We start from the raw sequence: 23,796 nt of genomic DNA, 5'->3' as shown, positions 1-23,796 counted from the left end.
ATGTCCACGCGACGCAGCGTACTCGACCGCGGGTTTCGCGTTCCATTCCGTTCGGGTCCAGCCAGGACAATAGCTGCTGTGCCCATGAGCCACGCTCGTCGTGGTGATCGTCCCGCTCGTGCGTGTTGGCCCCGGCCACGACGTCTCCGACATGATGTCATGCGTGCGGGAGAGCTCCACGCCTGGTCCGTAGGTTTCCAATGTGCAGTCGCCGTTCGGGGAATGGATCTGGCGATGCGCAAACTTCGCGGACTGAATGCTCCGGTTCGCAAAGGTGGACGTATTGAAGCGATAGAAGACGCGCGACCTTTTCCCGTCACTCCAACCGTCGTATCCCACGCGCGCGTTCTCGGTGGAGTGGTTCAAAAATTTCTGGCCGTCCGACCACACCATGCTCCAGTAGTTGCGGTGCCGCGATACGGAGGGATCGATTACCACGGGAAATGTTGTGTCTTCGCCTCGGAGAAGCTCGTGATCAGGAGTGACAGTCAGAACACCATGGCTGGCTGTCATCTCCATCACGGCCGATCGGCCGCCATCGCCTTCTCCAACGGCTTCGGCCCCGCGCGTAGCTGGGACGGCGTCCCCTGGCTGGTCATCGATCGGCCCGCTCGACGAGTCCCACATCCGGGGCGCGGAGATGACGAACACGTCTTCGCCCGAGCCGTCCCTGACGACCGCCGATCCATCAAGGTCCACAACCTCGAGCTCGCCTGCGGAATAGCTGAAACTAATCTCATCGAGCTCTGGATTCTGAGCGGCCTCGGCGGACGACACCACGAGAAACTGGCTGAATCCCTCCGCGCCGCCTTGCACCACGAGATCCACGCCTGGATACACGTCGCTATAGGTTGCCGACGCTCCCTGGACGTTCGGAGACGGCAAGTCGTCAGGCCACGTCAGCTCGAACCACCGGCCGTCACCATCATCGATTCGAGCCAGTGGTTCATCGCCGCCTGACGAGAAGTTGATCTGTGCTGGAGCAACGGCGACCTCAAGCCGCCCAGCGCGAGGTACGAGGTCCGTGTCAACATCCAGCCACTCTCCCGATTTGGCTTGCACTCGTACGGGGACCGGCGATAGTTCGGCACGAAACACCCCCGTTTCCGGCTCCGCCACCACGACTTGATGCTCAGTCGTCAACTCATCCACAACCACCGGCTCACCCGATGAGATAGCGCTTGCCATGGCATCGGCCTCGGCGTTCGCCATCTCCGAGGAGGCAACAGCGCTCGCAAGCGCCGGTTGACTCGTGGTGCTGGCGCTCGCGGTGGGCGCCCCAGCGCCGACAACACCCACGAGCAAGATCATCGATAATGAGACACTTCGCCCACGCAATCCTCGACCCACCCGAACCCCTCAATTCGTATGAACCCTCACCCGATGGGCACCAGACAGTAACAGCGAGTTAACAAGTGCGCGACGCAAGCAGCGCATTGCGCTGCCGACCGGAACCCTTAATTGGTGTGCGCGGAACGCATCATCGGGCGCGACTGCCCTGCGAAATGCCCTCATTGGGAGTCGTTTATAACGAGACGATAACGATCACCGCGACATGGCTGGGCTCTGCTCCGCAGCACCCGTCGGGACACGGAATCAGCCTCCCAACGTCACCATGCGAGCTTGTGTGCACCGCATCCTCAAGATCATTCCACGGCTACTAGGTGCGCTGGTCTCATTGGGTCGCCCCGCAGGACATGAAGTGGCCGGGTGTGCAAGCGTCGGACTTGAAGGCCTACTCCACCGATCTCCGCGACTCAACCTCGACCACCCACGGATGTCGGAGGACGGCGCGCCAGTCATCAGGCGCCAGAGGCCGGATGCCACGGTCGAAAACGCCGGCTGGTGGTAGACGTTCCGTCGCCCGGCAGAACCTCAATCTCGCCCCGCAGTCCAAGTGCAGGTCATAACCGATCCTCAGGTTGTCGCAAGGCTGGTGAAGTTTGGAGCGACTAGCTTGTTCGTCGCCGACCAACCGTCGCTCGATCTCGACGCTCCAAATTCGCAGGGCTCAATGAGATGGGCACTTAAGGGCTGAAGTGCAACCGGTGCGAACTTTGTGAACGGCCGGAGGGTCAGCCGCGAGGGCATTGAGTTCAATCTGATTGGAGTGTGAATCGTAAGACCCACATAGCCAAGTAACTGAAGGCTCTCGCATGCGTCCGATGTACTCTACTCTCGACGTCGTGCCCAAAGGACGCGAGGACGAGATCTGGGACATGGCACGCGTTGCGGAACACCTGGGTGTTCAGAAGTCCACGGTGGCCAGCTATCTCTACCGGAATCAGATGCCTCGGCCGGATTACTGGCCATCGGTCGGCCCGCTGTGGTGGCCGTCGACGATCATCGCGTGGAGCGAGCGTCGTCCCAGTCGTCGAGGCGCGAACTCGTAACCCGCTCAATGGCTTTGGGCCCTGGCGTGTCGACGCCGTAGTTGACTGATCGCTTGCCATGTGTCGCGCACGAGTGAGGGGCGACTGGCGATCATGGGAACACATGTTCGATAGTTGTTTTATGAGCATCACATGCCCGGAGTACATGTGTGGTCACGTAGTCGCGGTCGCGGACGGTGGTCTCGTCGCTGCCGCGAGTGAATTGCGGCGCCACCTCAGTGGAGTTCACTATCGCTACGGCGACGAGCTGATCCGATCCATGAGCCATGCTGAAGGTGCGGATGCGATCGTGATCACCCTTGACTACCCAGCGCTGGGTCGCGGTCGCATCTGAACCGCCCAACGAACCGACGGAAGCGCACTTCTGCTCCGTATCGGTAACGGCCCAGGGAACTTCCGTTGCATATGGCGTACATCTGCGGTTCGTCGGTTGTGAGCTGGTGGCTGCAGAGCGCGGCGTGGAGATCTCTCGAATGACTGCCGATTCGGCGCCGGTTGGGTTCGACGTCAGGCTTCCCTCCGGTGACGCTCCGGCGCTGGTTGAGATCGTCTGGATTCGCCTTCGTCCGAGAACACGAATGGCGCAGCGCGTCGACCTGCGCCGTATGGGTGAGCCGGACTGGCATTGGAAGTGGTCTGTCTGGAGCACTCGCCCGGCCAGGTGGAGATTGCAGAGGACGCGTGGCCGGTGGGTCGAGCATCGTAGTTCACCGCGGCCGCAGATCCCGGAGACGGACCCAGTAAGTGTGCGGGGAGCTGCGGAGTGATCGTATGCCGCGAGAGTCACGACCGGAGTGGGCGCTCTGTGGATCGCTGGCGTTGGGGCCACTGCAGGCGGTGCAAGCGACTCGTACAGGTCCGGGTTCGACTGCGTGCGGATGATTGAGTCCCTTGTAATACGGAATGCCTGTGTGTCGACGTGGACATTGGCGGCGATACGCCGAAATGACCCCGAGAGCTGCTGTAGTGTGTTCTCCGAGACGAGATCGGTTAAGTCTGGAACGAGATCTGCGACGTCTGGCAACGTGGTGATAAGTGCTGCAATCGCGCGGGAGTCGGAGACACTGTCTACGACGTTTGCCGACAATGCCTCAAGGACTGCCGGCTCCATGTGGAACAGCGCATTCACTGCCGCCCGCGTCGTTTCCAGCGGTTTGGCCTGACTTCGCCTTTCCCCCCACCACCCATGCAGGCACCATACCGGTAGCCGTGCTCACCTCGCCTATCACGCCGCAGCCCTCATCCATGCGACCTGATCTCCAGCACGATCTCATCTAGCGTCTCCAGGGTCGTCTGGACATTCTCGCCGCACGGGGTGGCCTGTGTCGGCCATTGGACCTGCTAGGGCTGCCGTGCAGTCGGACCGACCTTGCGGCGAGTGAGGAGTGATACGCATTTGTGGGTTCGCTAGCATGTTACCGAAAGGATGAGGAAGGCAGGGCCGCGAGGATGCTCTGAAGTGCCCTCTCACGCCATTTGGCGCGATTGAGGCGCCGATGGTTTGCATCCACGAAGTCGGTGTTGGCCAAGGGCGCGCTACAGTTCACTATGACCGGACCGGAGACGACTGCGCTGAACGACCACCGATTGCCGCGTTTCAAGAGGCCGGGTTTGATGTACACCACGGCGTCGTCTCCTGATGAGCCCAATGCCGATGAGAGTGTGTTGACTCCGCCTTCTCGATTAGTGAGGCCGTAGAAGGTTTGATCAAAGTGGACGGAGATTGGAGCGCCTCCGTCGAACATGTCGGATGTGAGATCCCGGGGCCCGGTGTTGTCGAGCGTTACAGTCACGAGGTGCGGACGCTCTACAGGTATTTCGTGGTAGCTGATCTGGAGCGGGCCCTGTTCGGCATCAGATGGGATCATCGGTACGGTGGCGATGTCGTAGCTTATCCGCGCTCGCCGGTTTCCCCAATGCCGAGTGGCAAGAACTGCTATCGGTATACTCATAACGGCGACGATTATTGCTGTGAGCGCCAGCCAGTCCCCAGTTTCCAAGCCCCTATTCTCCAGCCGGATCGGACGCTGATGCGGATCGGTCTTTGTTGCCGGGATGAAAGTATTCGAAAACTTGGTCCACCTGCCTCAGCCAGAAAGCTTCACGCGTCGATCGGGAGGACCTCGGACGGAGTAGGCCCATCCTCTCGGCCAAGCGATAAAAACCTGGACCAGCGTCGTTGGCGTTCAGATAGACCACGATGGAGGAAATCATCGCGCCGATTTCAGGGTAGGTGCGCGTTACCGAATCGCCGAGTAGTTGGCCCATGCCGGCCCGGTCTCGGTCGAGACCGAAATCGAACGGTGGATAACCGGTCCTCCGCGCGAGGACACTTCTCAATTCGGTGTACGACGTGTCTCGCTCGAGCCGTGCCCGTTCACCCAAGAACCGAATGGTTTCATCGAGAAGGTCAGCGTATTCGCGATCGTCTCTGCCATACACGTCCGCATCCCTCCAGCACCGCCCGATCACCCTGACTTGGACGGCTCAGTCTAACCGAGATATACCGTCACCAGTACTGTCGAATCGGCGTAAATGATTGGCGATTGCCGTTCGGGCCTCGACGACGGTGTGGATCGGAGTGTCCGTGGGGAGGTCCCGGCCGCCCTCCGCGAACGCGACGAACTTCGGCACCCGCTTGCGCATCAGGTCTAGGCCCGCGTCGGCAGGATGCTCAGCGACCTCGATCTCGGCAGCGGCGCGAATCAAGGCGGCGGCCTTTGGGTCACGGGCCCTTTTCCGGTTCGGAGGCGTTTCGTTGAGCCAGTCGGCCAGTACGATGACCATTTCCTGGTCGGTCTCTGACCACTGGTGGTCCGGTTCATCGAGGAGTTCGCTCGCCAGGCTGGCCCACGACGCGGGGTTACCCTCCTTGTCCTGCGCATCCTCATCGTCGGTCACTTCCGTCTGCAATCGGAGACGATCGGTGGCCGCTGTCAGCGCCTGGGCGGCGGCGATGAACGGCTGCGGGTCACGCTGGGGCTTGTCAGGGTCCTCGAAGGTGACGTGAAGGCGGCCGTCAAGCTGCTTGCACAGAGAGAATCCCCGCAGGACGTCCCTGAGACCGAGCTCCTCCAGCGCCGCGAGCGCGGTTTCGCCCTCCTCGGTGAGCCACGCTAGGCCACCCAGGACGGATGATTTTCCCGCTTCGTTCTGGCCGACGAAGGCGAGGAGACGGGGGCTCACGTTGCACTTGGCCTTGGCCAGACGTTTGTACCCCTCGAAGTGGATCTCCGTGCACTTCACTGCCCAAAGTCCTTCATCTGTGCCCAGGATCCGGCAGCGTCGTTCACGTCGTCCTCGCTCAGCAGCAGGTACTGCCAGCGACCATCGACCTGCCCCGAGTTGTTGACGGTGTTCGCCCAGGTACGCGCCGCCCTCTTCTTCGCGGTCACCTCGGCGGACGTCACCTCCTTGTTCATCTTGGTCTCGACGAGCCAGCAGATTCGCTTGTCGTCGACGTCCTCGATGACTACGAGGTCTGGGTTGTACTCCCGTCCCTCCTGGGTCCAGGTGATCGGGATGTCGTTGCGGTGAAGCCGGGCCCACACCACGACGTTGCCGTCGGCGTCCACGGCGCCGGCGACTTTGTACTCTGGGGAGGAGTCGAACCAGGCGTACTCGTAGGCGTTCTTCTCCCAGCCGTTGTAGGCCAGAGAGCGCTCGAACGTGTCGGTGTGGTCGGCCTCGTGCTTCCGGTGGGCGATCCGGGGTTTGTCCAGGTCGGCGATCTGCACCCTGTCGTCGAAGACGACGTCAAACCGGGCGCGCTCCCGAATTTGCTTGGAGACCTCGGATTCGAGACGTCTGGCAGCACGGTCGAAGTAGGCGGAAAGGTTCTCGGTCGCGGTGTCGCCCATCGCCTCGAGCACGGCGTCTACGATCGATCCTGCTGCGTTGAGCTCGCTCTTGCGGCGTTCGACGCCCTTTACCTTCATCACGCGGTCGATGAGGCCCCTCCGCGACGTCTCCAGGGGCATGTCCAGGTGGAGCGCCTCGACGGTGTCTTCAGCCTTCTGTCCCTTGATCTGGCCACCCTTGGCTTTGAGCGCGGTCCTAATGAGTTCGTCGCCGGCCTCGTGCTTGAGTGCCTTGCCGAGGTCTTCGAAAGCCTTCATCTCGTGGACCTGGTTCAGTGACACCGCCTGGGCCTGCGCCACCCGCTGCACGTACGGAATGCGGATGGGTTCCCGGTCCGGCAGCGGCAGGTGGGTCCGGGCCTCGTCGGGGATGTCCTTGGCCCAGTCCTCGATTTGCTTGAGATGGTCGTCGAGCGACTGGACGTGTTCTACGGGCTCCTCCGAGACCAGGAAGCCCACCTCGCCGCCCTGCGGTGCGGGGGTGGGTTCGTCCGCGAAGGGATTCTCGACCTCCTCGGTCTTCTTACGAACGACCTTCTTGCCGTCGCCGGTGGTCCGGACCTGGGTGAGGATCCGGTGGTCGACCATCGACTGGGAGAGCGCCTGACGCTTCTTCAGCAGCGCCTCGTACTTCTCGTGTGCGAGGACCTCGACGGTGTCGAGCATCTGCTCACCGGTGTACTTGCCGTACGGGAGGCGCATGCCGCGGCCGAGAGTCTGCTCGGTCAGGACCTCGGAGACAGACGCGCGCATGGAGGCGATTACGTAGACATTCTTGACGTCCCAGCCCTCCTTAAGCATCCCGATCGAGATGATGATCCGAACTGTAGATGACGGGTTCTCCACGGCGTCCAGTTCGGCGAGGGCCTTCTCCTTGTCGTCACCGGACAGCTTCGAGTGGACGAGAAGGGTCTTGCTCGCCCAGGCCCCACCGTCGAAGCTCGAGGAGTCGAGGATGTCCCGGTAAGCTTCTGCGTCCTCAATGGTCTGGGCGATCACGAGCATGACGGGGCGCACCGGCATGACTCCGTTCTCTGCCGCCCACGCCTCGCTGACCCGCTCCTTGTGCTTGAGCAGCGTGACTCCGTCCAGGAGCTTGGTCTGGTCGTCGCTTCTGTCGTCCTGGCGGGCTACGAGGACTGGGATCTTCACATACTCGTCCTCGATCGCCTTGGCCAGCGGGTACCGGTAGACGACGAGGTCCTGGTCCCTGGAGTCCGGGGTGGCGGTCACACCGACTACGAGTTCAGGGTTGAGGTTGGTGATGGTTCTCGAGAACGCCGGCCCGCGGTAACAGTGGTGCTCGTCAGCCAGGATCACCAGATCGTCCAGCGTGCCGAGCCAGTCGTAGAACGAGGCGCCGAGGAACTCCTGGTAGTCGTGGGTAGCCCGCCCGGCGTCAGTGTCCGGCTTCGTGAGCGCCTGAACCGTGAAGATGTACACCTTCGTCTTCGAGGTGTCCGTGATCGCCTTCGCGATGGCGGCGGAGTCGAAGTTGTCAGCGGTGACAACTACCGGATCCGACCTCATCGAGCTCGTGATCGCCTTGTCGTCGCCCGGGGTGAAGTTCCGGACCGTCTTGTCGCGGATGGTTCGGCCCGGGGTGAGGATCAGGAAGTTGCGGGCCGGGGTGTCGATTCCGGCAAGGTACTCGATTAGCCCGGCCATGATGTACGTCTTCCCGACACCGGTGGCGGAGTCGACGATGCACTCGAACGGCTCCTGCCTCTCCTCGACGTCGTAGTGCTGGCTCATCATGTAGGCGACCGACTCGACCGCCTGGTAGTTCGGAGTTCGCAGGGTCAGCCTGTGTCGGACCTCTTCGAGCAGGTGCTCGTCGACCTTCAGGTCACTCACTGGTCTTCTCCTTCTTGAACGGCGAACCGTTCGACGCCTTCCTACGGTACCGATCGAGTACGGAGTCAGGGATGGCTTCGAGCCGGGAACCCTTCCGCTCCTTTCGGAGCAGGTCAGCCGCGCCGTCCGCGACCTGGGTCGCCCACACCTCAACGATCTGACCGTCGGGGAGTTGGTCGAGGATGGAGCGGACGGTGGACTCGCCGACGAGCCCGTCGACCACCACGTACCGCACGGTGCCTTCCTTGGCGGCGAAGATGCCATCAGGGGCGTAGGTGACCTCCAGTTGGGCGCACATCGCCTCGGCCAGTTCGCCCTGGGTGGCCCAGTCGGCGAGCAGCACCATGCCGTCGACGTCCTCGAACATGGAGGGGCCGACCTCCAGGTGTGTGAAACCGCCACCGCCGTGCCATAGAGTGCTGGTCTCGACCTTCGTCTTGGTGAGTTTCCGAAGCGCCTTCAGGGTGTCGGTATCGAGGTCACCCTGGCCATTGGCCACCTTGTTGAGCAGCCGGTTGAACTCTTGTGCCTCGTCGGGCGTCACGCCGTCCGGAAGGGCAGCGGCAGCAACGCGCTCGCTCGACGTTGTGACCCCACCTGGGTCGTCGCCCTTGACCACTCGGGTGAGCCGCGGCTTGGTATACCTGCTCACCGTGGCGGGCAGCAGCTCGGCGGTTACCCAGCGGCATCCCATCTTGTGTGCAACCGCTGCGGTCGTTCCGGAACCGGCGTAGCAGTCGAGCACGATGTCACCGGGGTCGGTGGCGATGTGGATGACTCTCTGGAGCAGTTCTTCGGGCTTCGGGGTGGCGAAGGCATGGAGGTCGGGGAACAGGTCGCGAATCTGATTCTTACCTCGGAGCGAGCCGCCGACGTCTGAGGCGAACCACAGCGTCTCCGGAACGCGCCCCTCGTCGGCCAGATGCTTCTTGCGCTGGAGGCGCTCCTTGTTCAGGTCGAGGAACACCAAATCTGGCCATTGGCCGGCCTCGTGTCGGGCGCGTGCCGACTTAGCGGCGTCCTCCAGTGGCTCCGCGAGCATGATGGCCGGGACACCCGCTCGCACCTCGTCGGGTGTGGTTCCACAGATGACAGCGCGCCGCTCTTCGTCCCCGATGTCGCGCAGCTCGTACTTCGCGTACTCGTTCATCTGGTCGAGGAACCAGGATTGTGCCTTACCCCAGCATCGTCCGGGGGTCGGGTACATGAGGCCGCCCGTGACCGGGTGCTGGATGGCGTAGACCATAGGGTGATTGGTAGCTGCCTTCCCCGCCGTTGCATCGCCGTCGCGCCAAGGAACCGGGTCACCGTCCCGCGAGCGGTAGCGAGAGGTGTTCGAGGACGCGAGCCGCTTCATCCGATTCGGTGACCACTGGTCGGTCTTGCGATACACAAGCAGGCTGTCGTGTGACACCGAGAAGCCGGTCGTGTCGTTTCGCGGCGATGTGGCCTTCTGCCACACGACCTCAGCGAGGAAGTTCTCGGGACCGAGTTCTTCGTCCATGACCGCCCGGCAGCGATGCACCTCGACGTCGTCCAGGTGGACCCAGATGGATCCGTCCCGGGCAAGCAGGGGGAGAATCTGTCGCAGCCGGTCCCGAAGCATCGTCAGCCAGATCGAGTGCTCGATGTTGTCTTCGTAGTTCGTGAACGCCTGCCCTGTGTTGAACGGCGGGTCGATGTAGACGAGCTTCACCTTCCCCAGGTACTTCTCTGAGTACTCGGGGATTTTCGCGAGCGCATCGAGGGCGTGCATCGCGTCGCCCGTGATGAGCAGGTTGTCGTCAGTCGGCTCAGGCAGGTCTTCGGGACGCCCTTCGGGAGTAGGGGCCTCGACACGATCCACCGCGTGGAGCAGCCGGACTTCCGAAACGCGGTAGTCCGACGGGTCGACGAACGTGTAGTCGTACTGACCGTCACCTGTCGACAGGAGCGTCTTCTCCTTGTCGGTCCAGGTCAGCTCAAGCCGTCCCGTGTGCTTGCTCACTATCGTCTCCCGTTCCACTTGCCCTTCGGTCTACATCTTGTCGGACACGACCGACAGTTCGTAGCGAACCCCTAGTTGAGTCGGCCTGGGGAAACGGACCGAGAGCAATCCCGGCACCGCGCCCCAGGCCGGCTCAACCAGTCTCCTCGCCCGGCGTCACCATGAGCGCCGCGCGGTCGTGAGCACTTGCGTGCCGGGATTCTGCGTCCATCGCTGGGCTTTCGAGTGAGATCTCAGCAATACTCATAGGGTCACGACGCCGGCGGCGAGCTGGTGGCGTCACGGCGCGGTCGTGGAGGAGAACCAACCGAGCGTAGATGATCACGTTGTTTGCGGATAAGGGTGAACGTCCGTCGACCGGCGCATCGCCGAGGTGGCGATCCTGCGGACTTATGTTCTAGTCAGCCCGGAGCGTTTACTCGGGCAGTTCAGAGAGTCGCTCGTGGCAGGTTGGGCAGGGGGGGAGTGAATCGTGGTCCTGGGTGGGGACGAAGTAGGCCCCGCATAGAGCGCGCACGGCATGACCGTCGATCGTCCGCCCGGCGAGGTGCTGTCGGTGCGTGTAGTGGCTAGTGGACCCTGGCTCGGACACCGCCAGCTCGTTGGCCTCGACGAGGGCGGTAAGAGCATGCGTGCGTTGTGTCCAGGAGCCAGGCTCGCCGATGTTCGAGTACGTATCGCCGAAGCGGTCCCAGTGCTGCTCGGGTGGTTCGATCGAAATCAGGACCCGAGCCGTGAGCTGCCATAGGAGCGCACTGCCGGCGTACTTGCTCTCGGGGAGGATCTCGACCACGACCTCGTCGGCTTCGTACCCATCCTCGCGGACCGGGGTGGCGGTGAGATCGACCTGCGCAAGGGGTCCTTGATCGGCAACGGGATGCGGAGTTTCGATCTGCTGGCGACCGCCCGCGTGGACCGTGTGCAATGCGTGGAGGACGGCTCGTTGCACGTCCAGTTCCCATGCGGTCCGCAGCCGAGCGGCTGTCTCCTGCTTGAGTAGTCGTAGGTCTGCCTCGGTGGGCAGCCAACGAGCTGGATTCCCTGAGTCGTTCTCTCGCTGGACCTTCCTATAGAAGTCGTCGTGGTCCTGGTGTCCGCCTTTCGCCAGGCCGGCGACCGACAGCCACCGGACACCCGAGTCTGGGTCTTCCCAGACTCCGCCGCGCCATTGGGAGCTCTTGATCTCCAGTAGGCGCAGTCGCGTGGAGCTGGCGATCGGTCCGACGTAGTTGTCGTTGGCGTGATCCGGCCCGAATGCTTCGACTGCCTTGGCGATGATCGGGTGCGGTAGCTCGCTCAGCGGATGAAGCTCAATCAGCTCGCCGGCCGCCAACGACCGCTGTGGCTGCGGTGATTCCCAGCCAGTGGCGAGGTCCTCCTGGAGAACCCGGAGCGTGGGGCGAGCGCGACGGTTGTGCACCGCCCCATTCTTGCCGAAATCGTCCGACGAAGCCCGTCAACCCTGCCGTGTCAGAGCAGATCGGCGATCTCGTCGGTTGCGGTCGCAGCGGTCTCGCGTTGGTGGGCGAAACGCTCGGCAAGCTCGCGACGGTCGCGTTGACGCTGCTGCTCAAATTCAACGAGATCATGCACCCGGATACGGCGGTCACGGCCGACTCGGTGGAAGACGATCTCGCCGCGATCGAGGAGCTTGTAGAGGTGGGTGCGGCTCATGTCGAGGCGTTCAGCGGCTTGATTCGGCGTGAGCGTGCGGGAGCCGTCAATGACGACGATCTCATCGCCTTCGCGGACGCAGCGGCTTAGGCTTAGTAGAACGTCGCGAAGCTCAGGACCTGCCTCGGACAGAGCGAACCGCTCGAGCGCGTCGAGCTGTTCGGTAGGGATCTTGGTGGTCTCTAGAGTCTTCATTCTGCACCTAGCAAGTGTCGCAGATGATCCATCTGTCACAGATGACAATACACTGCTCTTGGCGCTGGTCGCAATCGGGGGACTCACTGGTTCAGCAGCTGCGAGGCCGCTGACTGTACGAGGAAGCTGCCGCTCAGGGCATGGACTTGTTCCGTTAGGAACGGCTCCGCTGTCGTCAATCGGCCAGTACAACGGCCTTTGAGGCTCCGCTCGCTGTCGACGCCATGCGTCCACCGCAGAATCCACTCTGGCGCTGACCCAACAATGTGCGAGGCGTGCGACGGCCTGGCTACGGGTTTGCTGTGCGAGTAAGTGATGCAGCACGGTACGCCTGCGCTGGCCAGCCAGTGGGCGCCGGTGTGTCGAAGCCTGTGCCTACGACGAGCCGGCGCTCGTCGCAGCTTTGGCCGTGAGCTGAGCCTGCCAGTAGCTGGCCGCGTCCTGGCCTGTCTGCATCGCGGTGAACTCATCGGTCCGCCTCGCGAGTGCGGTAGCGGGCACCGTGCCCTCGACGTAGGACTCGAGGCCGAGGCTGAGTGCGGTGCCGCTCAAGAATTCGGCGTACTCGCGCACGGACTCAACAATCGCGAAGCTGGCGGGGTTGCCGTGCACCAAGGCATTCCGGACGCGACGCCGCCTGGCCTCCAACACAGCACCTTCGGCAGTGTAGGACTCAATCAGGGCGCGGTACTCGGCGTAGTCGCTCACGCTTGCGAACATCCGTCTGATCCAGGCGCGTTCGGACTCGATACGGCAGAACGAGAGTAGATCGCCAGAGCGGTCAGCGACGAACAGAATCCACGGACGCGACGGATTGTTGGCGTACCACTCGCGTGCCAGCTCGGTGAGCAGTTCGTTCTGGAATCCACCGCCGGGCAGGCACATATGAACGGCTCGCCGAACATCGGTAAGCCACCGAACATGCGGCCAGCGCTCGCTGAGGAGATTGAACAAGTCATTTGGGTCGAGCGCTGCGTGTGCCGCGACGTGTTGCACGACGCGGTCCGCGAGGGGGATCACGCTGCTGATGTCTGCTTCGGACGGCTTGCGCAACACCACGTCACGGCTAAAGGGGTGGTCGGCTGCGGTCTGTACTTCGAGGGCGGCCGCGAGAAATCGGGGAAGCTCTTCGCGGGCCAGCGCCTCGGCGATACGCGGCCCGTGCTCCTCGATTGCTTCTGCGGTGATGCGAGCGCCGTAGTGATCCTTGGGGAAGCCCGTCTCGCGTCGAGAGGCCATGAAGTTGAACGAGGCGGTCTGGCCGGAGCGTAGGACTCCGTGCTGGGCGAGGTGCGGGCGAGTCCCGCCAGAGTTGTGGATCGAGACGTTGAGAATCGTGTTCACGATGTCAACGGCACGGTTCAACGCACCGGCGGCCGTGGTTTCACCGAGGTCGACGCGAACGAGAAGGTCGACGTCGGACTCCTCGCTGACCAGCTCTGCGACCTTGAAGAGGTTGCCGTCCTGCACCAGTTTCCAGAGCTCTGCCTTGTGCTCGAAGTCCTGGCCATCGGGTCCGGCGTTGGGTACCGCCCAGTAGGCATTCATGAAGGACACTCGCCCAGCGGAAAGCCGTGCGAAAGCCTGGCCCTGGTAGCCGAGCCACACCACGATCGGCTCGACCTTAGCGGGAGTGCTGACGTGGGTTCGGGCGCTCGCGATCCGCTCCTCTAGCGGTATGTTCGTTTGACCGATGGGAATGTCGTCGGGATCACGGCCGAATGCGACCGCCGAGACGAGGTCGTGGAACGTCCACTCCGCGCTGAGGCCGCGCCTGCGCAACTGGTCGAAGAGCAGGGCAGCGATCGGACGGTACTCCCGGCCCCCCAGTGTGCGGTCCTGAGCTGTGGCCACGAGGTCATCCCAGCTGACCCGGACGGCCTCGTCGGTGTCGAGCGCTTCGAGGAGATCTTTCGCGGCCGTGGAGACATCGGTCCACGCGGCGTCGGTGCGGGTGCCTGGTGGCTGTGCCAAGACCGTCGCAGGGCCACTGATGAGCTGCGCGAAGGTCGTTTGAAACTGTGCGAGTGACGCGGCGACGTGTGCTCGAAGTGAGGCACCAGTTGCGCCGATGGACTCGTCGAGGTCGAGCTGCAGCGACCTTCGGTTCGCGGCCTTCTTCCAGGCGTCTACGCCGCTGGCAAGCTCCAGCCACTCCAGGACCTCCTCCAGGATCACGGTAAGTGGCAGCACGGAGCTGACACCGTGGCGGCGGTCGAGTGACGAGACGAGAGATTTCAGCCAATCCGGATCGTCAGCGGACCAATGGTCGCTGACGTTGTAGTCGATCATCACCTTGGGCCCGCCTCCCGAGCAGTCCGGGCAGCAGGCCGGAATGGCTGTTCATCATCAGAATACGCGGATGGGCCGATGTTCAGCTTCGCCCAAGCGTTGCCGGATGAGTTCGTGCATCTGCTCTGTTGGGGACGGCGTCGGGGTTGTGCCCGGTCCGGGTGATCTGCTCGGCCTTGGCGAGCACGCGGAAATACGAGCCCGGATCAGTGGTCTCGGTGTGGGCGATGTATTGCCACTTCCGGAGAAACTCATGCACCCCAGTGAGGTCCTTGGACTGCTTGGCCCGCTCGAGGGCGATGTCCCATTCGGTGTCGAACTCGACGGCGATTCGCCAGCTCAGGCGTGCCCGAGTGGCAGCCGGGTCAGCGGCCGGTGGTGTCGGGGGACCACCGGGTAGCGGTTCAGCGGGCGTGCTCATGCCGTCACGATAGTCCAGCGAGACGTTCTGTTTCTGGGCATTCCGACGGTGTGCTGGTCGACGACGGTGACCGGTTGTCGGCGGACTTAGCCGACGGTTTGTGTCGAATACGTGCCCAAGTTTCCGTTCGCGCGGTCGTCGAACCCGCATCGTCGCACGTCAGCGCAAGTGCGTTGAGTTTCGGGTACGCCGCCCTCTCAAGGCGGTAGCGCGGGTTCGAATCCCGTCGGGGCTACCACTGGTAGAGCGCCCCTCACCTGCGGAAACGCGAGTGAGGGGCGCTTTGCATGTGTCCGGCTGACTCCGGTCAGAAACGGGTTTCTGACCGGAGACAGCCGTTCTTGGCAAATACATGGCCAAGTTTTCAGGGGGTTGGAGACGGGCCGAGGGCCTAGTCGATCTTCGCTCGATTGCGCGCGGCGTCGCCGTCGATGCACTTGGCGTAGATCTTGAGGAGGACGTCGACGGAATGCCCGGCCCATTCGGCGACCTGGGTGGGTGAGACGCCGGCGTTGAGCCACGTCGAGGCTGCGGTGTGACGTAGGTCGGAAGGCCGGGCCGCGATCTGGGAGCTATCGGCGTTCTTGCCGAAGACCGCTTCTCGGGCGTGGGCCCAGGTTCGGGTGACGGTGAGGACGGGGAGGTACGGATAGGCCCACTACGATTCTCCCCGAAGGCGCGACACCCCCGTGGCGGCCTAACACCGCCCTCCACGAATCCCAGGCCGATTCAGCTCGAGTTCCGCGTGGCTCCAGCCGAGTGGTCGACGGGGTATGCGATGGTCGACATTAGCGCGTTCTCCGCTTGCCGCGAGTCCAGCCTGGTGTGCTGGACGACCACAGGTGTGTCGGCGAGCAAGAGCATGCTGTAGTCGACGCCGACAGGTACCGTGCTCGGCTCGCAGAGCCGATTGATCTGCTGATGATGCGCCCGCCGGGCGGGGATCTCGATGACGTAGGGCCCGTACGGGTCTCGGTCGGTGAAGAAGATGTAGAGGCGCACCGTTGCGGGCTCTGGCCCTGCGTTGAGAATGCACACGCTCTCGTGGCTGGCCGTCTCCAGGTTCGTGCCGGTGCTGCCCGGAGGGATGTAACCGTCAGCCACGACCCACGTCGTCGCGCCCACCGGGGGAAGGGTGTCGAGCATGATCGTCCGGTGCCTCCTTCTAGAAGTCGTTGGCGCTTTTGGCCATGAGCCCGCCGTCGCAGATCAGGTGCGAGCCCGTTACGTATGACGATTCGTCCGAGAGGAGCCACAGCACCGCGGCGGCGACCTCGTCGGGACGGGCCAGTCGGCCCAGCGGGACCTGGGCTTTCGCCGCCTCCCGGATCCGCTCGATTTCGTCCTTGCGTGCGTCGTAGGCCACGCCGTTGACCAGCATCGCTGTGTCCGTCGCTCCTGGAACCACCGCATTCACACGGATTCCGTACGGTGCGTAGTCGAGCGCGGCTGAGCGGATGAACGCGGACACGCCGCCCTTCGATGCGGCGTAGGCGCTGTTGCCACCTCCCGAATGTCCGACGAAGGCCGCCGGTGACGACGTGCACACGACGGAGCCTGCGCGGCCGTCGGCCACGAGGCGGCGAAGCGCCTCTCGGCACGTGAGAAAGACACCGATGAGGTTTACCTCGATCACGCGGCGCCACGTGTCAACGTCGAACTCGTGTAGCGGCGCGTTGATCTCTGTGCCGGCGTTCGCGAACACGCGGGTCGGGGCACCCACGGTCCGAGTCACGGTGTCGAACGCCTCGCGGACCGCGCCTTCCGCCGACACATCACAGCTGACCGGAGCCGCCGTGGCCGCTCCCCTTGTCGTGGCCTGCTCGGCAACCGAACGGGCGGCGTCGCCGTCGAGATCCACGACACCCAGTCGCGCACCGCGTTCGGCCAGTGCGAGGCACACCGCGCGGCCGATGCCGGATCCGGCGCCGGTGACCAGCGTGGTCTCACTCACCGTGCTCGCCGCCTTCAGGCTCGGTCGCCGGTTCCAGGTGAATGTGGATGTGCTGTTCAACGGCGTCCAGCACGGCGGCTTCGTCGCCCGTTCTGATCACGTCCAGCAGGTGCTGGTGCTGTCTCGCCACATACGCAGGGTCGGAATGTGCAGGTGCGTCCCGGCGGAAGTACGCACGCACACGCGGCTGGATCGTCTTCCACATCTGCAGGCAGTGCCGCTGTTCCGAGCGGGTGATCACCAGCTCGTGGAACCGGATGTCGGCGTCCGCCAACTCCTCCGCCGCACCGGCGCGGGCAGTCTCCTCCATCTCGTCCACCAGAGTCTGCAAGGTCTCCAGGTCCTGCGGCGTCAGCGTGCTTAGTGCCTTCTTGAACGCGAACCGTTCGAGCGTGATCCGGATGGGGACGAGCACCTGCTCCACCTCGTCCTGCGAGACCCCGAGGACCTCGCTGCCCCGGTAGGGGTACGACACGACGAGCCCTTCCTGCTCCAACTGCCGCAACGCCTCCCGGACGGGGGCGCGGCTGGTGCCGAGCTCGGCAGCGAGGTCGAGCTCGATCAGCCGATCCCCAGGCGCGAGACGCCCGCTGGTGATGGCGTCGCGCAGGATCTCCGCCACGTGCTCGCGGCGCGACTGGGTGGGAACTCGCCGTAAGCCCAATCCGGCCATCGGGGGCAACCTCCAAACGTTGAAACGGTGGACGAGCCCCAACAGTACTGCATACGAGCGACTGTCGACAATCGTCTGTCGACTCTGCTACGGTTCTCAGCACCTTCCTGGCCGGCGCCGCACGCCGGCGACGTACCACCTCTGAGGAGTTGGCATGAACGTCCGAATTCGTTGGATCGCGCTCGTCGCCGCTGGCTTAATCCTGGCGGCGTGCAGCAGCGACGTATCGACACGTGGTGAGGAACCTGTGGTGAAAGAACCGGCGACCGACGAATCGATTCGCGCCGCCGCGGAACAAGCTGCACAACAGGCGGCGGGTGGTGAAGACCTGAGTGGGACGGTGAGCATGCTCGGCGTCATGGGTGGTGAGGAGCTTGATGCGCTCAAATCGGTGCTCGAGCCCTTCGAGCACGCCACCGGCGTGGATGTGCAATACGAAGGCACACGGGACTTCACCGCCGTCCTGCAGACCAGAATCGACGGTGGAAATCCGCCGGACCTGGTGATGACGCCGGCGATCGGTGAGATGGCGGGCCTGGCCGAACAGGGCGCGCTCACCGATCTGCGCGGCGTCATCGGCGGCGACGTACTCAACGAGAACTACACCGAGAGCCTGCTCGAAACCGGATCATCCGGCGGCGAGCTGTTCGGACTGTTCAACACCGTGAATTTGGGCGGTCTCGTCTGGTACAACCCGAAGACCTACGACGGTCCCACCGCACCTGCCGACTGGGACGAGCTCCAGCACTGGGCAACGGAGAAGGCGAAGGCGGGGGAGGCACCCTGGTGCGTCGGCTTGGAGAGTGGCGCGGCCAGCGGATGGCCGGCAGCGGACTTCATCGACGAGATTTTGCTTCGCCAAGCCGGGCCCGAGTTTCATGAGCGATGGCGAGACGGCGATGTCCCATGGACGTCGCCCGAGGTTCGACAGGCGTTTCAGACCTATGGCCAGATGGTGACCGAGGAGATGATGTACGGCGGGGTCATGACCGCACTCAGCACCAGTTTCGTCGAGGCCGGCACCCCGATGTTCCCCGACCCACCTGGGTGTTACCTGCTTCAGCAGGCAACCTTCATGGGTGGGATCATCACCGACAGTTTCCCCGACGTCGAGCCCGGAGAGGATCTCGACTTCTTCCCCGTGCCCGACTTCAGCGCAGAGCATCCAGGCATCCGCTCGATCTCCGGCGAGGTAGTCGGCATGGTCAATGAGACGCCCGAGTCGGCGGCACTGGTGCGGTACCTCGCATCCGCCGAGGCCGGCGCGCTGGTCGCAGCGACCGGACGCTGGCTGTCGCCGAACACCAACGTGGACGCCGACCTGTACGGCGACCCGTTCCTCAGCAAGGCGAACCAGCTGCTGAACACCGCCGAAATCACCTCCCCGTTGGGCAACGCGTTAATGCCGCAAATCGAGGTGGACGCGTTCTGGCAGGCCGGGCTCTCCTACACGCAGCACCCCGGCGAACTCGAAGACATCCTGCAGACCATCCAGGACGCCCGGTAGGAGCACACGTGATCGGGGACCGAATCGTACTCATGACGCTCGCCGCCGGCGTAATCCTGGCGGTCGCGTACGGGTACCTGCGAGTGGGCGACCGCGTTTTGGCCGGACTGCCGCATGCGTGGCACCGCAGGCTGGCGCCCTGGCTGTTCGTTGGGCCTGCGACGGCGACCGTCGTGCTCCTGCTTGCGGTGCCTGCCGCGTTCACGGTTGGCTGGAGCTTTTTCGACGCCGACGGCGAGCAGTTCAAGGGCCTGGCCAACTACGCTCATCTCATCTCCGACGGCGTCACCAGGATCGCCCTGCGTAACACGGTGTTGTGGGTGGTGCTGTTGCCGTCCTTCGCGGTACTGGTCGGGCTGACCGTCGCCGTGCTCGCCGAGCGAGTGCGTTACGGCGCACTGGTGAAGATCACATTGTTTCTGCCCATCGCGATCTCCGCGGTGGCAGCCGGTGTGATCTGGAGCTTCATGTACGGTTATCAGCCGCCCGGCGCCGCTCAGACGGGCACATTGAACGCCGTCGTGACACTCATCCCGTCGGTGGGGCCGATCGCCTGGATCATCGACGAGGCCACGAACAACTACGCGCTGATCGGGGCCACGCTCTGGACCCAGGCTGGATTCGCCATGGTGATCTTCGGTGCGGCGCTGCGCAGCCTGCCGGACGAGTTGCTGGAAGCTGCGCGGCTGGACGGCACCTCGGAATGGCAAGCATTCCGCCACATCACGCTCCCGTTTCTGCGCCCGACCATCGTCGTCGTGGCGACCACGATGACGGTGATCGCCCTCAAGGCGTTCGACATCGTCTACGTCATGACGAACGGAAACTATGGCACCGACGTGCTCTCCACAGTGATGTATCGGGCGCTGTTCACCGCCAAGGACAACGGCCTGGCTGGGGCCGTTGCCACGCTTCTGATGATCACCGTCATCCCGATCATGATCTTCAACGTCCGGCAGTTCCGCCGGAACAGCAGGGAGGCCTGAGCCGTGGTCACGCATGCCGACCCGATCGCCAGCAAAGACAACCGGAGGGTCGTCGCGACATCCGGCGCCGCCGGTTCCCGCCTGCGACGGGTGCCGGTCCATGTCGTCGTCCTGGGCATCACGGCCATCTGGTCGATCCCATTGCTGGGCTTAGTGGTCAGCTCGTTCCGGCCGTCCTGGGCCGTACTGTCCTCCGGCTGGTGGGAGTCCGTCACCCTGCCCGGCGATTACACCTTGGCGAACTACGGCCGGGTTCTCGGTCGCGACGGGATGGCGTTGAGCCTCTTCAACAGCCTCGCGATCGTGGTTCCGGCGACGTTGTTGACCGTCGTCGTGGGGGCGGCGGCCGCGTACGGCCTCGCCTCGATGCGCTTCCGTTTCCGCGGTGGCGTGCTCCTGCTCATCGTCGCCCTCATTATCGTGCCGGTCCAGATCACGTTCGTCCCGCTGTTGCGGGCGTTCAACGCGCTCGACTTGACCGGCAGCTTCCTGGGGCTGTGGATCGTGCACTTGGGATATGCCGTCCCGTTCGCCGTGTATCTCCTGCACAACTTCTTCGCGGCGATTCCGCGGGAACTGTTCGAGGCGGCCGAGATCGACGGGGCCAGCCGTAGCCAGACCTTCTTTGCTGTGGTCCTGCCGGTGGCCCGGCCCGCCCTGGCCTCTCTCGCCATCTTCGAGTTCGTCTGGACCTGGAACGACCTGCTGATTGCCCTGATCTTCCTCGGCGGTTTCCGGGAAGTGGCACCGATGACGATCGCCGTCAGCCAGCTGGTGGCATCGCGCGGGAACGGTTGGGAGATTCTGACCTCGGCGGCCGTGCTGTCCGTCATCGTGCCGATGATCGTCTTCCTGGCTCTGCAGCGGCACTTCGTCCGCGGCCTGCTCGCCGGGGTAGCGAAGGGATGACGACATGATCGACGCGAGAGTGACGGAGCCGACCACGCGGATCGGTTTCGGCCGTGCGGACATCACTCCACCGGTGGGGGTGGAACTTGCCGGATTCGGGCCGTACTTGCGCCGGCGGAGCACCGGCGTGCACGGCCGGATCTACGCCCGAGCCGTGGCGGTCGAGTCGTCCACGGGACGCTGGCTGCTGGTGAGCTGCGATCTGATGGGACTGGGCGCGGAACAGGTGCGCGACGTCGTCGCGCTGACGGTCCAGCGCACCGGATGGCGAGCGGACGACGTCGCGGTGCACGCCACACACAACCACTCCGGCCCCGCGGCGGTTGAGAACCATGGTTGGGGAGAGCCTGACCGGGTGTATCTCGCTCAGCTGCCGGAGCTGATCGCGCGGGCGTGCCTCGATGCGATCAGCGGGGCTCGCCCCGCCAGGGTGAGCCATGCCGAGGTGCCGCTCGACGCCTTCGCTTACAACCGGATGCTGCCGCGCCGAGGATTGACCAATGAGCGGGCGCTGGCGGGGACCTGGCGCGAGCCGGAGCCGGACACCATCGACACCTCGGTCCGAGTGCTCCGCGTCGACCACGGCGAGGAACTCGCCGGATTCCTGGTCTACTACTCGTGCCATCCGGTGATTTGTTGCGAGCAGTCGACGACCATTCACGGTGACTTTCCCGGGGAGGCGCTGCGCCTTCTCGAGATCGCGTACCCCAGGGCTACCGGTCTCTTCCTGCAGGGAGCGCTTGGAAACATCAACCCGCTGTACGCACACGGCCCGCCGGCGGAGTCGTTGGTGGCCCTGGAGCTATTCGGGAGCAAGCTCGCCGAGTGCGTGGATCACGGAATTCGCGCCGCACAACCGATCGACGCCGCGCCGATCGCTGTCGCCATGGCGGAGGTTGCGCACGAGCCGAATCCGCACAGGCTGGATGAGCTGCGTCGGCGTCGGGACGAGGCACAGCACCTCATCAACTCCACGCCGGCCGACCAGGTAGCCGCGGAGAAGGCGACGGCCGCCGTCGTCCGCAACTCGCTGAACGGGACCATCGAACGTCTCGAGCGCGGCGCCAACGTCGGAGGGCCGGTGTGGTGCCAGGCCCTGCGGATCGGTCCGATCACCCTGCTCGGCTACAACCTCGAGGTTTTCCATGGCATCAAACGACGGTTACAGGCTGACCTGGGGGATGAATGCCTGGTGCTGTCTACCACGAACGGCTGGCTCGGCTACGCACCCACGCGGGACGCGTACCAGCCGCCGGCAGACCCATACCCGGCTTACGAAGTGCCCCTGATCTGCGGGCGCCTTCCGTTCCATCCGGGAATCGAGGACGACCTCGTCGACGCCGGTGTTCACCTGTTCAAACAGGTCAACCCATGACTCATCCGAAGGAGCAAACAATTCCCATGGACAGGTCGATGTTTACGTCCACGTCCACCAACGTGCAGTTCCCGCCCTCCACCTCAGCCGAGGCGTGGTGGCGCGGGGCCATCATCTACGAGTGCCACCTGCCCAGCTTCCGCGACGGCAACGGCGACGGCATCGGTGACCTCGAAGGCTTGATCGCCTCGCTCGACTACCTGCACGACACCCTCGGCGTGGACGCGGTCTGGACCGGGCCGTTCTACCGGTCACCCCTGCTCGATCAGGGCTTCGACGTCTCCGACTACACCGAAGTGGAGCCGACGTTCGGCACGCTCGAAACGTTCGACCGGCTGTTACGCGAGGCACATGCGCGTGGCATCCGGATCATCGTTGACTACATCCCCAACCACACATCGGACCAGCATCCCTGGTTCGTCGAGTCGCGATCAGCGCGCACCAACCCCAAACGGGACTGGTACGTGTGGCGTGATCCGCGCGACGGCGGGCCGCCCAACAACTGGACGAGCGAAGCCGGCGGATCGGTCTGGGAGTGGGACGCCGGGACGGGCCAGTTTTACCTGCACTCACATCTGAAGGAGCAGCCGGACCTGAACTGGCGCAATCCGGAGGTCCGGGAGGCGCTCTTCGATGTCCTCCGGTTCTGGTTGGACCGGGGCGTGGATGGGATCCGGATCGACGTCGCGCACATGCTGATGAAAGACCCGAAGTTCCGCGATAATCCCGAGGCTCCCAGCGGGAATCACAATCCGTTCGACCTGCAGCACCCCGACTTCGGCTCCCAGGTGCATCTGCACGACAGACGTCACCCGGACACGCACCACGCATTGGCACAGATCCGCGCCGTCATCGACGAGTACCCCGGCACCGTCACTATCGCCGAGATCGAGGCGATGTCCTGGGAGGACTGGGCTGAGTACTACGGCACCGACCTGGCGGGAATGCACTTGCCGTTCCCATTCCGGCTGCTGGAGACCCACTGGAGCGCCGACCTCCTCCGCGCCGAACTGCACGGAATGTACGCCGCGCTGCCACCCGGTGCGTGGCCCATCGTCGCGCTCGGCAACCATGACCGTGCGCGCCTGGCGACGCGGCTCGGTACGGCCCAGGCTCGGGTGGCCGCGGTTCTGTTGCTCACGCTGGCTGCCACGCCCTGTCTCCTCTACGGCGACGAGCTGGGCCTCACCGACCGGCCGGTGCCGGTCGACCGCCAGCGGGACTACTTCGCCCGGGCGACCGGCGGAGTCAGCCGTGACCCGGTCCGGACGCCGATGCCGTGGAACGACGACGTCAACGGTGGCTTTTCGGCGGCGCCAGAAGAGCGGCTATGGCTGCCTGCGGCCTCCGACGCCGCAGAGATCAGTGTGGCGGCACAGCTGTCTCGCCCGGATTCGATGCTATCGCTCTACCGGCAGCTGACGCGCACGCGGCACGAGTCCCCGGCGCTCCGCCGCGGTGAGATCGTCTTCCTGCCTGATGTCGCTGCTGACAGTGACGCTCACCGCGTTCTCGCGTACGAGCGACGCGCCGGCGATGACCACAAGGTCATCTTGCTGAACCTTGCCTCCGAGCCCGTGCCCGTCAGGCTGGACTTTGCCGGGACACTCGTTGTGTCGAGTGTCGGTCGCGAACCCGGTGGGCGCATCGGGCGAGAGCTGGACCTGGCCGCCGACGAGGCGGTCGTCATCGACATCGAGAAGGGCTGAGAAC

20 protein-coding genes are annotated in these 23,796 nt (G+C 64.1%); 8 read left to right on the top strand and 12 right to left on the bottom strand.

The window, feature by feature from the left end; genetic code table 11:
- Positions 1–222: 222 nt before the first annotated feature.
- From G1H11_RS17675 to G1H11_RS17665, 3 genes are all read left to right on the top strand, one after another.
- Positions 223–960: a hypothetical protein gene (locus tag G1H11_RS17675; protein WP_163819900.1), complete on the top strand. Its 738-nt coding sequence runs from the start codon at positions 223–225 to the stop codon at positions 958–960.
- A 1,205-nt stretch (positions 961–2,165) separates the two neighbouring features.
- Positions 2,166–2,393 carry a MarR family transcriptional regulator gene (locus tag G1H11_RS17670; protein WP_163819899.1) on the top strand — a complete coding sequence of 76 codons (228 nt, stop codon included), beginning with the start codon at positions 2,166–2,168 and terminating at the stop codon, positions 2,391–2,393.
- Positions 2,394–2,514: 121 nt separating this feature from the next.
- Complete coding sequence (locus G1H11_RS17665; RefSeq protein ID WP_163819898.1) at positions 2,515–2,727, top strand: hypothetical protein; 213 nt, start codon at positions 2,515–2,517, stop codon at positions 2,725–2,727.
- Positions 2,728–3,808: 1,081 nt separating this feature from the next.
- On the opposite strand, the gene G1H11_RS17660 is transcribed toward G1H11_RS17665, so the two are convergent.
- From G1H11_RS17660 to G1H11_RS17605, 12 genes are all read right to left on the bottom strand, one after another.
- Complete coding sequence (locus tag G1H11_RS17660; protein WP_163819897.1) at positions 3,809–4,393, bottom strand: hypothetical protein; 585 nt, start codon at positions 4,391–4,393, stop codon at positions 3,809–3,811.
- 4 nt (positions 4,394–4,397) lie between these two features.
- Complete coding sequence (locus G1H11_RS17655; protein WP_163819896.1) at positions 4,398–4,835, bottom strand: hypothetical protein; 438 nt, start codon at positions 4,833–4,835, stop codon at positions 4,398–4,400.
- Positions 4,836–4,880: 45 nt separating this feature from the next.
- Complete coding sequence (locus tag G1H11_RS17650; protein WP_163819895.1) at positions 4,881–5,639, bottom strand: AAA family ATPase; 759 nt, start codon at positions 5,637–5,639, stop codon at positions 4,881–4,883.
- The gene (locus G1H11_RS17645) at positions 5,636–8,110 is read right to left on the bottom strand and encodes a DEAD/DEAH box helicase family protein (RefSeq protein WP_163819894.1); all 2,475 of its coding nucleotides are present in this window, start codon (positions 8,108–8,110) and stop codon (positions 5,636–5,638) included. The genes G1H11_RS17650 and G1H11_RS17645 overlap by 4 nt, the downstream gene beginning before the upstream one ends.
- Positions 8,103–10,097, bottom strand: coding sequence for a site-specific DNA-methyltransferase (locus G1H11_RS17640; RefSeq protein ID WP_216843873.1), 1,995 nt, complete (start codon positions 10,095–10,097; stop codon positions 8,103–8,105). The genes G1H11_RS17645 and G1H11_RS17640 overlap by 8 nt, the downstream gene beginning before the upstream one ends.
- A 415-nt stretch (positions 10,098–10,512) precedes the next feature.
- Entirely contained in the window at positions 10,513–11,517 is a 1,005-nt protein-coding gene (locus G1H11_RS27145) for a DUF3039 domain-containing protein (RefSeq protein ID WP_163819893.1), read from the bottom strand.
- Positions 11,518–11,567: 50 nt separating this feature from the next.
- Positions 11,568–11,966, bottom strand: coding sequence for a helix-turn-helix domain-containing protein (locus G1H11_RS17630; RefSeq protein ID WP_163819892.1), 399 nt, complete (start codon positions 11,964–11,966; stop codon positions 11,568–11,570).
- A 375-nt stretch (positions 11,967–12,341) separates the two neighbouring features.
- Positions 12,342–14,258: a hypothetical protein gene (locus tag G1H11_RS17625; protein WP_174257718.1), complete on the bottom strand. Its 1,917-nt coding sequence runs from the start codon at positions 14,256–14,258 to the stop codon at positions 12,342–12,344.
- An 82-nt stretch (positions 14,259–14,340) separates the two neighbouring features.
- On the bottom strand, positions 14,341–14,679 hold the full coding sequence (locus G1H11_RS17620; protein WP_216843872.1) for a DUF6247 family protein: 339 nt from the start codon (positions 14,677–14,679) through the stop codon (positions 14,341–14,343).
- 729 nt (positions 14,680–15,408) lie between these two features.
- Positions 15,409–15,825 (bottom strand): sensory rhodopsin transducer, encoded by a 417-nt coding sequence (locus G1H11_RS17615; protein WP_163819890.1) that lies wholly within the window; start codon positions 15,823–15,825, stop codon positions 15,409–15,411.
- 19 nt (positions 15,826–15,844) lie between these two features.
- Positions 15,845–16,633 (bottom strand): SDR family NAD(P)-dependent oxidoreductase, encoded by a 789-nt coding sequence (locus G1H11_RS17610; RefSeq protein ID WP_216843871.1) that lies wholly within the window; start codon positions 16,631–16,633, stop codon positions 15,845–15,847.
- The gene (locus G1H11_RS17605; protein ID WP_163819889.1) at positions 16,626–17,306 is read right to left on the bottom strand and encodes a GntR family transcriptional regulator; all 681 of its coding nucleotides are present in this window, start codon (positions 17,304–17,306) and stop codon (positions 16,626–16,628) included. Before G1H11_RS17605 ends, G1H11_RS17610 begins: the two co-directional genes overlap by 8 nt.
- Before the next feature lie 154 nt (positions 17,307–17,460).
- On the opposite strand from G1H11_RS17605, the gene G1H11_RS17600 reads away from it, so the two are divergent.
- The 5 genes from G1H11_RS17600 to G1H11_RS17580 are packed head-to-tail and all read left to right on the top strand — an operon-like array spanning position 17,461 to position 23,792.
- Complete coding sequence (locus G1H11_RS17600) at positions 17,461–18,813, top strand: ABC transporter substrate-binding protein (protein WP_163819888.1); 1,353 nt, start codon at positions 17,461–17,463, stop codon at positions 18,811–18,813.
- An 8-nt stretch (positions 18,814–18,821) separates the two neighbouring features.
- Positions 18,822–19,799: an ABC transporter permease subunit gene (locus G1H11_RS17595; protein ID WP_163819887.1), complete on the top strand. Its 978-nt coding sequence runs from the start codon at positions 18,822–18,824 to the stop codon at positions 19,797–19,799.
- 3 nt (positions 19,800–19,802) lie between these two features.
- The gene (locus G1H11_RS25915; RefSeq protein WP_216843870.1) at positions 19,803–20,708 is read left to right on the top strand and encodes a carbohydrate ABC transporter permease; all 906 of its coding nucleotides are present in this window, start codon (positions 19,803–19,805) and stop codon (positions 20,706–20,708) included.
- Between the two features lie 4 nt (positions 20,709–20,712).
- Positions 20,713–22,083, top strand: coding sequence for a neutral/alkaline non-lysosomal ceramidase N-terminal domain-containing protein (locus G1H11_RS17585; RefSeq protein ID WP_163819886.1), 1,371 nt, complete (start codon positions 20,713–20,715; stop codon positions 22,081–22,083).
- Between the two features lie 26 nt (positions 22,084–22,109).
- Entirely contained in the window at positions 22,110–23,792 is a 1,683-nt protein-coding gene (locus tag G1H11_RS17580; protein WP_216843869.1) for an alpha-amylase family glycosyl hydrolase, read from the top strand.
- Positions 23,793–23,796 lie beyond the last annotated feature (4 nt).

The sequence above is a fragment of the Phytoactinopolyspora alkaliphila genome, from assembly GCF_010550695.1.
GTDB lineage: Bacteria > Actinomycetota > Actinomycetes > Jiangellales > Jiangellaceae > Phytoactinopolyspora > Phytoactinopolyspora alkaliphila.
Note: the sequence above shows the minus strand (reverse complement) of the source record. Positions and strands in the feature narration are given on the sequence as shown.